The sequence below is a fragment of the Caballeronia sp. SEWSISQ10-4 2 genome (genome assembly GCF_030464885.1).
Classification (GTDB): Bacteria; Pseudomonadota; Gammaproteobacteria; order Burkholderiales; family Burkholderiaceae; genus Caballeronia.
In genome coordinates, this window is sequence record NZ_JALPRJ010000047.1 from 31,597 (window position 1) to 44,968 (window position 13,372).

Annotated in this window: 14 protein-coding genes; 4 read left to right on the forward strand and 10 right to left on the reverse strand. The window is 61.3% G+C overall.

Translation table 11 applies throughout. From position 1 onward, the window contains the following. Positions 1–2: 2 nt before the first annotated feature. The 3 genes from M0D69_RS27785 (at position 3) to rhaS (ending at position 3,121) form a co-directional block, all read left to right on the forward strand. Entirely contained in the window at positions 3–1,022 is a 1,020-nt protein-coding gene (locus M0D69_RS27785; protein WP_301785103.1) for an ABC transporter permease, read from the forward strand. After that, the gene (locus M0D69_RS27790; protein ID WP_301785071.1) at positions 1,015–2,019 is read left to right on the forward strand and encodes an ABC transporter permease; all 1,005 of its coding nucleotides are present in this window, start codon (positions 1,015–1,017) and stop codon (positions 2,017–2,019) included. The genes M0D69_RS27785 and M0D69_RS27790 overlap by 8 nt, the downstream gene beginning before the upstream one ends. Before the next feature lie 76 nt (positions 2,020–2,095). Next, complete coding sequence (gene rhaS, locus M0D69_RS27795; RefSeq protein ID WP_301785072.1) at positions 2,096–3,121, forward strand: rhamnose ABC transporter substrate-binding protein; 1,026 nt, start codon at positions 2,096–2,098, stop codon at positions 3,119–3,121. Positions 3,122–3,368: 247 nt separating this feature from the next. Here the strand turns inward: rhaS and M0D69_RS27800 are convergent, their stop codons facing one another. The 5 genes from M0D69_RS27800 to M0D69_RS27820 form a co-directional block, all read right to left on the reverse strand. After that, positions 3,369–3,686 (reverse strand): H-NS family nucleoid-associated regulatory protein, encoded by a 318-nt coding sequence (locus M0D69_RS27800; RefSeq protein ID WP_301785073.1) that lies wholly within the window; start codon positions 3,684–3,686, stop codon positions 3,369–3,371. Between the two features lie 403 nt (positions 3,687–4,089). Continuing rightward, positions 4,090–4,335 (reverse strand): hypothetical protein, encoded by a 246-nt coding sequence (locus tag M0D69_RS27805; RefSeq protein WP_047846771.1) that lies wholly within the window; start codon positions 4,333–4,335, stop codon positions 4,090–4,092. A gap of 233 nt (positions 4,336–4,568) precedes the next feature. After that, a complete protein-coding gene (locus tag M0D69_RS27810; protein WP_301785074.1) occupies positions 4,569–5,558 on the reverse strand; it encodes an LLM class flavin-dependent oxidoreductase in 990 nt (329 codons plus the stop codon). Between the two features lie 152 nt (positions 5,559–5,710). After that, complete coding sequence (locus M0D69_RS27815; RefSeq protein WP_301785075.1) at positions 5,711–6,523, reverse strand: phosphate/phosphite/phosphonate ABC transporter substrate-binding protein; 813 nt, start codon at positions 6,521–6,523, stop codon at positions 5,711–5,713. Positions 6,524–6,571: 48 nt separating this feature from the next. Then, entirely contained in the window at positions 6,572–7,603 is a 1,032-nt protein-coding gene (locus tag M0D69_RS27820; protein WP_301785076.1) for a fatty acid desaturase, read from the reverse strand. A 326-nt stretch (positions 7,604–7,929) separates the two neighbouring features. On the opposite strand from M0D69_RS27820, the gene M0D69_RS27825 reads away from it, so the two are divergent. Further along, positions 7,930–8,925, forward strand: coding sequence for a HoxN/HupN/NixA family nickel/cobalt transporter (locus M0D69_RS27825; protein WP_301785077.1), 996 nt, complete (start codon positions 7,930–7,932; stop codon positions 8,923–8,925). 148 nt (positions 8,926–9,073) lie between these two features. On the opposite strand, the gene M0D69_RS27830 is transcribed toward M0D69_RS27825, so the two are convergent. The 5 genes from M0D69_RS27830 to M0D69_RS27850 all read right to left on the reverse strand — a co-directional run bounded on the left by M0D69_RS27830 (position 9,074) and on the right by M0D69_RS27850 (position 13,247). Further along, complete coding sequence (locus M0D69_RS27830) at positions 9,074–9,382, reverse strand: hypothetical protein (protein WP_301785078.1); 309 nt, start codon at positions 9,380–9,382, stop codon at positions 9,074–9,076. Positions 9,383–9,804: 422 nt separating this feature from the next. Continuing rightward, positions 9,805–10,083, reverse strand: a complete 279-nt coding sequence (locus tag M0D69_RS27835; RefSeq protein WP_301785079.1) for a hypothetical protein — start codon at positions 10,081–10,083, stop codon at positions 9,805–9,807. An 85-nt stretch (positions 10,084–10,168) separates the two neighbouring features. Next, the gene (locus M0D69_RS27840; RefSeq protein ID WP_301785080.1) at positions 10,169–10,501 is read right to left on the reverse strand and encodes a hypothetical protein; all 333 of its coding nucleotides are present in this window, start codon (positions 10,499–10,501) and stop codon (positions 10,169–10,171) included. A gap of 142 nt (positions 10,502–10,643) precedes the next feature. After that, complete coding sequence (locus tag M0D69_RS27845) at positions 10,644–12,347, reverse strand: penicillin-binding protein 2 (protein WP_301785081.1); 1,704 nt, start codon at positions 12,345–12,347, stop codon at positions 10,644–10,646. A 9-nt stretch (positions 12,348–12,356) separates the two neighbouring features. Next, positions 12,357–13,247, reverse strand: coding sequence for an arylamine N-acetyltransferase (locus tag M0D69_RS27850; protein WP_301785082.1), 891 nt, complete (start codon positions 13,245–13,247; stop codon positions 12,357–12,359). Between the last annotated feature and the right edge of the window lie 125 nt (positions 13,248–13,372).

The window sequence follows — 13,372 nt, forward strand, 5'->3', positions numbered from 1 at the left end:
CGATGCCCGCGGTGCACGCGCCTAAGCCCAAGCGCCGCAACCTGCTGACGGACCTCGTTCGCAGCCGCGAGGCGACGTTGTTTGTCGTGCTGATCGCGCTGGTTGCGGCCACCGCTGCGGTAAAACCCGAGTTCCTCAATCTGCAGAATCTGCGCGACGTTCTGCTCAACGTGTCGATCATCGGCTTGCTCACCGCCGGCATGACGGTCGTGATGCTGATGCGGCATATCGACCTGTCGGTGGCGTCGGTTGTCGGCGTCAGCGCATATTCGGTCGGCAGTCTCTTCGTGATGTTCCCGCACATGCCGATAGTCGTCGCGATGCTCGCGGGCATCGCAATTGGTCTCGTGATCGGCGCAGTGAACGGCACGCTCGTGACGTTCGGGCGCGTGCCTTCGCTGGTGGCGACCTTATCGACGCTCTATATCGTGCGCGGCGCCGATTACGCCTGGGTCCACGGCGGCCAGATCAACGCGACCAGCCTTCCCGATGCGTTCTCGCGTATCGCCACGGGTTCGCTGCTCGGCTTGCCGAACCTGGTGCTGATAGCGGTGGTGGTGCTGGTCGCGATTGGCGTTTATCTCAAGCAATATCGCGGCGGGCGCGAGCACTATGCGATTGGTTCAAACCCGGAAGCAGCGCGGCTTGCGGGTATTCGCGTGGAGCGCCGCGTGATGATCGGCTTCCTGTTGTCGGGCGCGATCGCGGGCCTCGCGGGCGTGCTGTGGCTGGCCCGTTTCGGCACCGTTGAAGCGAGCACGGCGAAGGGTATCGAATTGCAGGTGGTGGCTGCGGCCGTGGTGGGCAGCGTGGCAATTACGGGTGGCGTCGGCACCATACTCGGCGCGACACTCGGCGCGCTCGTGCTCGGTGTCATCAACATTGCGCTGGTGGTCCTGCGCGTGTCGCCGTTCTGGCAGCAGGCCATCCAGGGAGCGTTGATCGTCGCGGCGATCACGCTCGACACACTGCTGGCGCGCTCCGTCGCGCGTCGCATGATGAGGAAACGCGATCATGGCTAAACCCGATTCCGCACTCACGCTGACAAAACGCCGGCATGTCTCGTGGGAAACCATGCTCGTGGTCGTGCTTGTGCTTGGCGTGATCCTCGGACGCGTCTTATCGCCGATGTTCCTCTCAAGCGCGAACCTCTCGAACATGCTCGCCGACTTCACCGAGATCGCGCTGATCGCCTTGCCGATGACGTTGATCATTGTCGCGGCCGAGATCGATTTGTCGGTGGCGTCGGTGCTTGGTGCATCGAGTGCGCTGATGGGCGTGCTCTGGCACATGGGTTTGCCCATGCCGCTCGTGATCGCCATTGTGTTGGTTGCAGGGACGCTCGCCGGCCTGTTCAACGGCCTCGTCATCGTGCGCTTCAATCTACCCTCGCTTGCCGTGACTATCGGCACGCTCGCGCTGTTTCGCGGTCTCGCGTACGTGCTGCTGGGCGATCAGGCTGTCGCTGACTTTCCCGCGTCCTACACGGCATTCGGTATCGACACGATCGCCGCATTCCTGCCGATGCCGTTCGTGCTTGTGATCATCGGCGCGATTATTTTCACGGTGCTGCTGCAGGCCACGCCGTTCGGGCGCAGCCTCTACGCGACCGGCGCGAATCCGGTTGCCGCGCAGTTCTCGGGCATCGACGTGGCGCGCACGAAACTCAAGCTTTTCATGCTGTCCGGCGCGATGAGCGCGCTTGCGGGCGTGGTCTATACGCTGCGCTTCACCAGCGCACGCGGTGACAACGGCGAGGGTTTCGAGTTGTCGGTGATCGCGGCCGTGCTGTTCGGCGGCGTGAGTATCTTCGGTGGACGCGGATCGATGATCGGCGTGCTGCTGTCGTTGCTGATCATCGGCGTGTTGCGCAATGCGTTGACGCTCTCGGATGTATCGAGCGAGACGCTGACCATTGTTACCGGTGGTTTGTTGTTGTCGTCGGTGCTGATTCCGAATCTTGTTGCACGTTGGCGTGTCATGCGTGAAAAGCGCTTGATGACGCAGACGCTTTCGTGAAAGTTGGGCTTTTTTAAAAACCAGCGTGAAGACTCCAGAAAAATCGGAGCGGCGCGCGACATCAGGAGACACAAGCATGTTCAAACCCTTCCAGTTAATTCGCGGTCCGGCGTTATGCGCCGCATTGATCGCGGTGTCCGTCGCAGCGGTGATTCCGATCAGCGCGAACGCCGCGGATCTGAAAAAGGACCTGAAAATAGCGTTCTTGCCGAAGCAGATCAACAACCCGTACGAAGTCATCGCCGATGACGGCGGGCTGGCGGCCATCAAGGAGATGGGCGGTCAGGGGAAGGTTGTGGGCCCCTCGGATGCGGGTGCGTCGTCGCAGGTCCAGTACATCAATACGCTGATCACGCAGCGCCAGGACGCGATTGTGATCGCCGCCAACGATGCGAACGCGGTTGTGCCGTACCTGAAGAAAGCCATGTCGCAAGGCATAAAAGTCGTCACCTTCGACTCCGATACCGCGCCCGACGGCCGGCAGATTTTCGTCAACCAGGCGAACTCGGAATCGATCGGAAGGGGACAGGTGCAGTTATTGTCGAAACTGGTGGGCGGCGAGGGCGAGTTCGCTATCCTCTCGGCCACGCCGAACGCCACGAACCAGAACACCTGGATCAAGTGGATGCAGGAGGAGCTCAAGAAGCCGGAATATTCGAAGCTCAAGCTGGTGAAGATTGCCTACGGTAACGACGACGACCAGAAATCGTTCGTCGAAACGCAGGGCTTGTTGCAGGCGTATCCGAACCTGAAGGGCATCATTTCTCCCACGACCGTGGGTATTGCAGCGGCGGCGCGTTATATCTCGACGTCACCGGCAAAGGGCAAAGTCATGGTCACCGGGCTCGGCACGCCGAACCAGATGCGCGCGTTCATCAAGAACGGCACCGTGAAGGCGTTCCAGTTGTGGGATCCGGGTCAACTAGGCTACCTCGCCGCGTACGCAGCGGCTAACCTCGCGTCGGGCACGATCACGGGCAAGGAAGGCGACAGCTTCGACGCGGGCAAGCTGGGCAAACGCACGGTGGGCAAGAGCGGCGAAGTCGTGCTTGGACCGCCGACCACGTTCGATTCTTCGAATATCGACAACTTCAATTTCTAAAGCGGTCGACGTTCGGCGTAGTGATTGCCTATGTGACAAAGAACGCCCTGCGGGGCGTTCTTTATTTCAGGGAGCGCTACGTACGCTTGGCATGCACGCCGCACGCAAATGGAAGGGCGGATACGTCATGGTCACGCAATGCCCGGATATCGGCCAAGTCGAGTGCCGCGCCGGCACCCACGCCCAAAGCCCGCAAGTCATGCAGGGCGCCGATATTTGCATAAGCGGTCCCACCAGACGAGTGGCTTTAAACCCGGTAAAACTCGATATCCTGCCCTGCATGCACAGCGCGCTTGAGCCACTCTGGCATGTCACCTACACCGTCCCACGTATCGCCGCTTGCGTTTCTGAATACCGGCGTAGCGCCATTGGCATTCTCAGGCATTTGAGGCATGGACGGCAGTGCGCGCTTGGACGCCGCGCTCGAACCGTTCGTCATGGGAGGAGGGGTGACGGAAACGGGCACGTCGGCCAATGCTTCGGCCAGAGCCGTTTCGGTAATGCCAAACTCAGCCATTCGGCTGCGCAAATAGGCAATGATGCTGTCTCGCTTTCTTTCGTCCACGGCTGTCCTGATTCAGCTTTTACTTTCTTGAAGGCGAGCCATCTGCCCGCGCGGACCGGGGCGGCTCGAGGAATGTGTGGGTTGACTAAAATCGTGTCGCGCCGAGTGACGCGCGTCAATTAGTGTAATACCGCAAATTACCGCTTTAACCCGCAGCACCCGATATTCGGGCTTCTGCGAGCGCGGCTCGACAAACTGGTTACTGTGTTTGAGACCGGTGCGAGATGCGTAAGCCGCCGCATCAGCGGCTGTAGCTCCGACCAGATCGGTGCACGGCTGGCGGCTGCTCATGTTTCAAATGCACCATGCATGCAGCCGCTAATTTCAACAATTTGTCCAGACAACCGCGGGCGCCACGAGGAAATGATAGCGCCGAATACCGCTATTGTATGCCTAAATCATTTTACCGATTATGTTGCTCGCCCGGCAATTCTGCACCGTGCGCGCGAATCGCTGCAATCAGTTCTGCCGGCGTGATTTCATAACGCACCTCGCGATGAATACCAGCCTTCCTTTCGTCGATCTCGATCAGGAGGACGGCCTTGCCATCGGCTGCAGGTTCGAGGCGCAACGTCCGCACTTCCTGACCGGTGGCTTCATCGCGCTCCGTCAGCAAGGTCATGGATCCTGTGGCGGGACTTCTGGTCATTCATTTTCTCCCTTGCGATATCCAACATCTTTCTTGTTGAGACCCTTCGAACGGCTTACCCGTCACGGCCCTTCACAAAAAGGCACCAGAAGCGGGCGCAGGACGGCGGATCTCAAAGCCGCCGACCTCATTATTGCTTGTCAAAACGATACCCGTCCAGCATCTGAATGCGTGTTCGCCGCGCCGCTTAACAATTGACATTCAGTTGACATACGGGAGGGGACGCCGCTTCTTTATGCCGCCAGCGTCGCGCGGGCTTGCGCAGTGATCTCGAACGAGCGCAGACGGGCGGCGTGATCGTAGATTTGCGCAGTCACCATCAACTCGTCCGGCTGGGTTTGTTCGATCAGCGAGGCAAGTCCGGCTTCCACCTGGCGTTGATCGCCGATCACCGAGCACGCCAGCGAATGCTCCACGCCCGCGCGTTCCGCTTCGTTCCACGCAATCTGCTCGACGGGCGGCGGCAACTGGCCCGGCGTGCCACGTCGCAGATTAATAAATTGCTGTTGTAGCGATGTGAACAGAAACTCCGCCTCGGCCGAGGTGTCGGCGGCAAAAACGTTGACGCCGACCATCGCGTAAGGGCGCTCGAGTTGTTTCGACGGCCGGAATTGGCTCCGGTAAACCTGCAGCGCGCTCAGCAGGTAGTCTGGCGCGAAATGCGAGGCGAAGGCGAACGGCAGGCCGAGCGCAGCGGCGAGCTGGGCGCTAAAGGTGGACGAGCCGAGCAGCCAGATCGGCACGTTCAGCCCGGCGCCCGGCACGGCGCGTACGCGCTGGCCTTCCACCGGATCGGCGAAATAGCGCTGCAATTCCACGACGTCGTCGGGGAAATTATCCGCGCTGCCCTGCAGGTCGCGACGCAGCGCGCGGGCGGTCGTCTGGTCGGTGCCGGGCGCGCGGCCGAGGCCCAGATCGATTCGTCCAGGAAACAGCGACTCGAGCGTGCCGAACTGCTCGGCGATTACGAGCGGCGCGTGATTCGGCAGCATCACGCCGCCCGAGCCGACGCGGATCGTGCTCGTCCCTGCGGCAACGTGTCCTATCACCACGGAAGTCGCAGCGCTGGCAATGCCGGTCATGTTGTGATGCTCGGCTAGCCAGAAGCGCAGGTAGCCAAGTTTTTCGACGTGCTGGGCCAGTTCGCGTGAGTGGCGGAAGGCGTCGGCGGCGGTCGATCCGGCGGGAATGGGGGATAAATCGAGAACTGAAAACGGGATCATTGCGGCTTCCATGACTTCGTGCAGCGGCGGCGCGAGTATTGGCGATTCGGCTTCCGGGAAGCGATATGCCGGGCAAAAATCCAAAACGCACCATGCACGCGTGGGTAAAAGCCGATTGTGCCGAAAGTCAGGAAAGTCTGCCGTGTCCACCCTCAGGCAAGGCGTGGATAACCGCGCTTCACGGCGTCCGTTTCAATGTCGAGAATGCTGGCGTAGTCGTCGAGTGGACGCTTGGCGAAACCATCGAGCTTGAGCCGTTTTGCCAGCGGACGATCTTCCGCGATGGTATCGGCGAGTGCGGTCGCCAACGCCTCAATGCCGTCCGGCGGCACCCGTTTCGATGCAATCAGCGGTAAGCCGGGCGCGCTTTGCGTCGTGCCGATTTCAACCACGCCGCGGCCGAGATGGGGAAGCTGGTCGAGCACAAATGCGAAGGTCACGCAGTCGATGGCGGCGACATCGGCGCGGTCGTCCAGCAGGGCCTGCAGCGACGCCAGGTGCCCGCCCGTTTCTATCACCGACGCGAAGAACGGACTCCCGCCGGCAAGCGGCGCAACGGCGCTGCGCAGCAGGTTCATACCGCTATTCGAGTCGGGATTGTTGAACGCCGCGCGCAGTCCGCGGCATGCGGCGAGCGACCTGACATCCGCCGCAGTCCTGGCCACCAGAACGCTGCGATAGTCGCTGCCCGCGCAGCCATCGACGGAAAAAACGGGCGCGGCGACAAGCTGCACGCGTCCTGCGAGCGCTTTCACCAGCGGATAGCCACATGTCTGCGACAGCAGCAGGTCCTCACGCAGCCAGAATTCGTCCAGGGATGTCTCGGTGTCGACGATGGCGAGCGTGTCGCCGCGTGCCTCGAGCCAGGGCCGCAAACGGCGGTGAACATGGTCGAGCAAAACGCGCCAGTCGCCGGCGAGTGCCGGCGTGACGTTGTACATCGGTAACGCGGCCACCCAGTTCATGCAGGTTCTTTCCCATTCCGCCGACGAAAACCTCGTCGGAGAGATACATCAGACAGGCTGCGCAGCATCGCCGCCAAGCGTTGTGGACCCGGCCGCGGAAGCTAGAGCCTGCGTAATTTGATCGGCTCGCGCATTAAGCGCGTGAAGCGGATGCAATGCGGGTGCAACCGGTTGCACCACATGCAGCACCAGCCATTCCCGATAACCGCGCACAATAAAGCCGCCATTGCGCTGCAGATACGCGTCGCGGCGCTCATGATAAACGTTCGCCAGCGCGAACCAGGGCACGCTCGGCAAGTCGTGATGAACTGAGTGAAAGTTGTTGTTGAGGAACAGGAGACGCCAGACCCAAGATGCTTCGTTGATGACCGTGCGTTCGGGGGTGTTATCGGTGGCGCGATGTTCCTGGAACGAACGGATCGCACTCAACGCAAGCGCCGGATAACCGACGCCGAGTATGAAGAGCGCCGGGCTGATGCCGCATCGGCGGTCGAGCCAGGCCGCGAGCAGTCCGAGCAGGACGAGATGCAGGGCCCAGGCGCCGGCGATACGGCTATTCCCTCGCGCAATTTGGGTGACTGCTGACATCATTGTTTTCACGATGGAAAACCACGGGCCAAGCACGATACGCCCGAAGAACGTGTTGCGGATAACGAGCAGGAACCGCATTGCCACTCCGGCACTGCGCCAGCGTTCGGCGGAGACGAACCACGTTTCCGGATCGAGATCGGGATCGGTGAGATGAGCGTCGTTGTGATGGCGCAGATGCGATTCGCGATACACCGCGTAGGGGAACCAGACCGCGAGCGGGGCGACACCGAGCAGTGCGTTAAACAGGGGAAAGCGCGTCGGATGACCATGCAGCAGTTCATGCTGCAAGGACAGATACAGGCACGACAGCACAGCCAGGATGCTTACCGCCAGGGGCATTCCCATCGAGCGCGCGTTGAGCGCCGTCGCGAACCAGCCGCCATACACGGCCACAATCAGAAACCAGGTCGGCCACTCGCTGCGCCAGCGCCAGGACGCGCGTAGCTGATGGATCCGATGGCGTTGAGCATCGTCGATATAAAGGCTCATGGCAATTCTGTGACGGAACGAGCCACGATCTTAGCGGCGCGGCGCTGCCCGCCAAACCAAGCATTCCCGCTAAGCTTGTTCCCGTGTGAAGAATCGGCGTGCCTGAGTCACCCGCTGGGAACCAGCCTGCCTTTTACTATGGGTATGGGCGATCGGACGCGCCCCATTATTGGCGGTCAGACAAATCACGCTATGCTTGAATCCTTCCTGACCCTTTGCCATTCCCCAGCTTGCACAGAATGACTAAACCGCCCGCGCCGACATCTTCGAATGCCCGTCCAGACCCATCCTCCCGCCGGGGAATATTCACGACAAAAACACTCTGGATGCTCGGTGCGCTTGGCGGTTTCAACGTGCTTGCGTGGGTCTGGGCATTCGTCGCATTCCACACTTATCCGATGCTGCTCGGCACCGCGCTGCTCGCTTATTCGCTGGGCTTGCGGCATGCGGTTGACGCCGACCACATCGCGGCTATCGACAACGTCACGCGCAAGCTCATGCAGCAGGGACAACGCCCGCTTGGCGTGGGCTTTTTCTTCTCGCTTGGCCACTCCACCGTGGTGGTGCTCGCCACAGCGCTGATCGCGGTCACGGCGCTGGCAATGCAGGGCAGCCTGGCGTCATTCAAGGAGATTGGCGGCGTGATCGGCACGGTGGTGTCCGCGCTGTTCCTGTTCGCGATCGCGGTCATGAACCTGTTCGTTCTGCATGGCGTATGGCGTGCGTTCAGGCGCGTGCGGCGCGGCGAGCCCTATCAGGAAGAGGATCTTGATCTGTTGATCGGCAACCGCGGTTTGATCGCCAGGCTGCTGAAACCGTTGTTCCGCCTGATTACGCGCAGCTGGCACATGTACCCGTTGGGTTTGCTGTTCGGCCTCGGTTTCGATACCGCCACGGAGATCGGCTTGATGGGTATTACTGCTGCCGAAGCTGCGCGCGGCATGCCGCTGTGGTCTATTCTCGTGTTCCCGGTCCTGTTCACAGCAGGCATGTCGCTCATCGATACCGCCGACAGCATGCTGATGCTCGGCGCCTACGGCTGGGCCTTCATGAAGCCGATCCGCAAGCTCTACTACAACCTCACGGTGACGCTGATCTCGGTGGTTATCGCGGTGCTCGTGGGCGGTATCGAGACGCTCGGGCTGATTGCGGACAAACTGCAACTGAAGGGCGGTATCTGGGATTTCGCGGGCGCGTTATCCGATCATTTCGGCACGCTCGGTTATGTGATCGTGGGCGTGTTTGTCATGACCTGGCTGTTCTCCGCATTGATATACAAATGGCGCGGCTATGACGCGCTCGATCGCGAGGCTGCACGCTGAAACGCGAGGGCCGCCGCAAGCTTCTTAATAAACCGTTGAACCCACGATCGATAAACACACCTGATCGTTTTACTTTGAACACGACTTCGGGCGACTCGAAAGCCGCGCTCAATTACGCGCGCGATGCGCGATGGCGAAAGCGCCGTAGTTACGCCGCTTTCGCCCAAAGCCTGTTGGTCGTTCTTTTGCGCCCCGAGGTGGGGTCGCCCTGCGGTTGCGAAAGGGAATTCAGCACCTTGCGTAGCGCCTCGATACGGCGCCGTTGCGCCGGCACCAGCACGTAGCCGGTAGAGACTGCGGTCAGACGTTCGTGCCAGTATTCGACGTTCAACGTGCCGGCCGCTTTCTGACTCATCGCCCGCAACTGGCCGATTGCTCGTTCGATGTGTTGAAGTTCCGCGTCGGCCTGTGTCGACGTTCCTGGACCTTCCGAGGTCGGACATCTTTTGGCTTTCATCTGCGCCCCCATTCTTGCCGGCGTTCTTCAGACCACGCTGTCGATTCTCTCGATGACTGGCGTGGACGTTGTGGCGTCCGGCTATACCCCTTCGCCTGCGCGTTTATGTGCGCGTCGGGCGGCCCCCGGTTTGATGCGACCGTTGATGCATGGTCGCAAGCGCCGGATACGCGCACCGTCTGAAATCGCACATTGAAGGCCATCGATAACCATGCGAAGACGCAAAGCGCGTGAATGCACGGGCAATGCAAACGTTTTCGGTGCGCTGGCACACCAAGGGGATACGCCGAACAACGCTATTGTCCGGCGGCGCAATGCTTGAGGTTGGAGGGTAGGGGGAAGATCGAACCGGGTTTTCCTAACCAAGGCCGGTTGACGATTGGCGCTGTTTCAGGGCATCGAATCAGATGCTTGAAAGCGCATCACTCGTCGCCCGAAGTCCTCGACTTGCCGCTGCGTTTGATCTGCTCGTCCATCGCCAGGTCGAGCTTGCTGACGCGTCGCGGTTTCTCGGGCTTGAGCCCGTTCACAAACGCCACGAAATCGTCCATGGTCTGCGGTGCGGAAAGTTTCTGCTCACCGCTTGCCGCCCGGTCGACGAGATAAAAAAGCCCGCCGCTCAGGCTGACCGCGGCATAGTGCGGGTTGCCGGAGCGTGTCTTGAGACGCTCGACGGCGTTAATGGCTTTAGTCGAACGCACGATCAGCCGGCCAAAAAAGGTCGTGCCGCGAACGGGCCATTAAGCACCTCATCAAAACACCTCATCAAACGCCTCATCAAACGCCTCAAGGCGCGCATTTCTTGCTCGCACCTTCAAGCCACAGATTCGACAGATGGCGCTCGCCGGGATAAAACCGATACGACGTTTCGCCGTTATCGAAGCGAACCTTGATCACGTTGGAGTCGCCGAATTCGAGCATCGTGCCCTGGGGAATCGGTGTTTTCTTGAACGTCGCGTTGTGTTTCTGCGCTTCGTCCGTCAGGCACTGAACAATGCTCGTCACCGACGCGTTGGGCGCCGTTTCCACTTCGGGCTGGCCGGCATCGGGGTTGTGAAACTGAGCACAGGCTTGCAGCAGGAACAGGGGAAGCGCGAGAGCGCCGACAATCTTTTTCATGGTGTCCTTCAAAGTTTTCGACTGACTTTTCAGCCAATTTCTCGTCGAATTTCGGCTAAGGCAATCTGACATTACATCACAGCGGCCTTACGTTTTCCGTCCGCGCGGACCCTGAGCAACCGTGACGAAAACTCGCCGGCGCTCACGCATCCGGCGGCACGCCGAGAAGCTGCATCGTGCCGCCGACCACGCCCGAGAACACCGGCCCGGCGACGGTGCCGCCATAGTAAGCACCCGCCGTGGGCTCATCGATCATCACGGCAACGATCACTTGCGGATCGCTCATCGGCGCCATGCCGACGAACGACGCGCGATACTTGTTCGCCGCATACGTGCGTCCGACCTGCTTGCGCGCCGTCCCCGTCTTCCCGCCCACGCGGTACCCGTCTACTGCTGCCGCACGTCCCGTGCCACGGGGTCCCATTGCGAGTTCGAGCATGTCGCGCACGGCCGCCGCCGTCGCGGGTTTCGTCACCTGTACTGGGTCAGGCGTGGCCTGGCCGCGAATCAGCGTCGACTGCCGGAACTCGCCGGTTCCCGCGTAAGCCGTATAAACCTGTGCGATCTGCAATAGTGACAACGAGAGGCCGTAGCCGTAGGCCATGGTTGCCTGCTCGATCGGCCGCCAGCGTTCATACGCCCGCAAGCGCCCAGTTGCGGCGCCCGGGAAGGTCAGGTCCGGCGCACGGCCGATGCCATATTCGCGATACTTGTCCCACACCGTTTGCGGGCGAAGCTTGAGCGAGAGTTTGGTCAACGCGATATTGCTCGACATCTGCACGGCTTCCGAGACCGTGATGACACCGTGGTTCGACGTATCGTGGATCACGTTCGGCCCGAGCTTGAAGGTGCCCGGCGAGGTATCAATACGCGTGTCCGGCCGCACATGCCCCATGTCGATAGCGAGCGCTGCCACCAACGGCTTGATGGTCGAGCCCGGCTCGAACGTGTCGGTCAGCGCGCGGTTGCGCAACTGCTCGCCGGTCAGCCGCGCGCGGTCGTTCGGATCGAAGGTGGGATAGTTCGCGAGGGCAAGGATCTCGCCGTTCTTCGCGTCGAGCACTACCACGCTGCCCGCACGTGCGCGATGTTTAGTGATCGCCGCCGCCAGTTGCGTGTGCGCAAGCTGCTGGATACGGCGGTCGATGGTCAGATGAATCGTCTCGCCATTCTCCGGCAACTCGACTTCGCCAATCTCCGACACCACCCGCCCGAGCCGGTCGTGAATCACCTCGCGCTGGCCGTGTTCGCCCGTCAACCGGTCGTTCGCCGCGAGTTCGATGCCTTCCTGGCCCTTGTCCTCGTTATCGGTGAAACCGACCACGTGAGCCGCCGATTCCCCTTCGGGATAGAAGCGTTTTGTGTCGGCCACGAGCGTCACGCCCGCCAGCCCGGTTTCGGCGATACGCGCGGCGGTGTCGGCATCCACTTGCCGTTTCAGCAGCACGAACGAGCGCTCCGTGCCCAGGCGGCGCGCCAGTTCTTTCTCTGGCATGCCAAGCAGGCTGGCGACAGGCGGCCGAGTCTGCGGATCGAAGCGTGACGGCGTTGCCCAGATGGCGTAGGTTGCGAGGCTCACGGCCAGCATCGCGCCGTTGCGGTCGACAATGCGCCCGCGCGTCGCGCTGAGTTCCAGCGTGCGTTGATAGCGCTTTTGCCCCTCGCCGATATAAAAATCCTGGTTGACGACCTGCACCCACAGCGCGCGCGCCGCGAGCGACGCAAACGCGCCGAACATCAGCAGCACGACCAGCGTGGAGCGCCACTGCGGCAACCGGCTTTCGAGCACTGCATTTTTCACGGGCGTCCGATAAGATTCATGGGCTCGCTTGGCGGTTTTACGCATCGTGACGAATCAGGACGGGGTGGAAACGGACGACCGGACGATGCGATCGAGCATGGTGTCGAGTCCGCCGGCCGGGGTTGAGGTTGCCGTCGAGGTTTCGTTATCGGTCAGCGCGAGCCCGAATACGTCTTGCAGTACGCCGCGCAGTTCGGCGGCCGTTGTCAGTTCGCGCTTGGCTTCGAAACCAGCGGTATCGCCGCGTCGCGTCAGGGTCGTGTCGAACAAGGTCCGGCGCTCACCCGGCATCACGCGCGCCACGATCAGGCGGTTCAGGAATATCGACTCGGGAAAGGTCGATACATAATGGTTCGCCATCGCGTAATCGGCGGGAAATTGAGGTTCGAGGTCGAAACGATAGATCGGCTTCCAGGCATCGCCGAGTTTCACCTGTAGCAGGAAATCGCCGCGCTCGATCAGGTCGATGCGAAACGTTTCGTGCGGTGTCGCCTGTTCGCGGCCGGTGTCGAACAGCAGCGGGGCGCTCAGCGTCATGCTGCCGAAGCCGACGTCCGCCAGCCAGGTTTCATCGGGCGTTTCGACAAGTAGCATCATGTGGGTACGCGGCGGCATCGCGACCGGGTCGCTCCATACCACGCGCGCGGCAAGGCCGGTGGTTTCGAAGCCGAGCGTGTTGAGTACCGCGCGAAACAGCAGGTTGTGTTCATAGCAATAACCGCCGCGCCGCGCCGTCACGAGCTTCGCGAACACCGACTCCAGGTCGAGACGCGGCGTGCGCCCGAGCAGCGCGTCGAGGTTTTCGAACGGAATGACCTGCGGGTGCAGCCGATGCAGCGCGTGCAGGGTGTCGGAGGTGGCCTGGTGAGGCCCGCGATCTGGCGTGATATAGCCGATGCGGTCGAAATAGGCGGCGAGTTGCGCCGGGGAGAGTGTTTGATTCATGTGTAACTCCTGCCCTGATAAGGGAAACGAGGCCGGGCGAGCCGCCGTGAGGTGCCGACATTCTACGGCACCGCCCCTGCGCTGATTACATATTGCATACGCCGGATGGCATAAGCAGGCCAGTT

Excerpts from the sequence above, each read along its gene's own strand:
- M0D69_RS27790 (WP_301785071.1), top strand. The coding sequence starts at position 1,015 with ATGGCTAAACCCGATTCCGCACTCACGCTGACAAAACGCCGGCATGTC.
- M0D69_RS27815 (WP_301785075.1), bottom strand. The coding sequence starts at position 6,523 with ATGAACTGGGTGGCCGCGTTACCGATGTACAACGTCACGCCGGCACTC.
- M0D69_RS27785 (WP_301785103.1), top strand. The coding sequence starts at position 3 with ATGCCCGCGGTGCACGCGCCTAAGCCCAAGCGCCGCAACCTGCTGACG.
- M0D69_RS27825 (WP_301785077.1), top strand. The coding sequence starts at position 7,930 with ATGCTCGGTGCGCTTGGCGGTTTCAACGTGCTTGCGTGGGTCTGGGCA.
- M0D69_RS27810 (WP_301785074.1), bottom strand. The coding sequence starts at position 5,558 with ATGATCCCGTTTTCAGTTCTCGATTTATCCCCCATTCCCGCCGGATCG.
- M0D69_RS27805 (WP_047846771.1), bottom strand. The coding sequence starts at position 4,335 with ATGACCAGAAGTCCCGCCACAGGATCCATGACCTTGCTGACGGAGCGC.
- M0D69_RS27850 (WP_301785082.1), bottom strand. The coding sequence starts at position 13,247 with ATGAATCAAACACTCTCCCCGGCGCAACTCGCCGCCTATTTCGACCGC.
- rhaS (WP_301785072.1), top strand. The coding sequence starts at position 2,096 with ATGTTCAAACCCTTCCAGTTAATTCGCGGTCCGGCGTTATGCGCCGCA.
- M0D69_RS27845 (WP_301785081.1), bottom strand. The coding sequence starts at position 12,347 with ATGCGTAAAACCGCCAAGCGAGCCCATGAATCTTATCGGACGCCCGTG.
- M0D69_RS27820 (WP_301785076.1), bottom strand. The coding sequence starts at position 7,603 with ATGAGCCTTTATATCGACGATGCTCAACGCCATCGGATCCATCAGCTA.
- M0D69_RS27830 (WP_301785078.1), bottom strand. The coding sequence starts at position 9,382 with ATGAAAGCCAAAAGATGTCCGACCTCGGAAGGTCCAGGAACGTCGACA.
- M0D69_RS27840 (WP_301785080.1), bottom strand. The coding sequence starts at position 10,501 with ATGAAAAAGATTGTCGGCGCTCTCGCGCTTCCCCTGTTCCTGCTGCAA.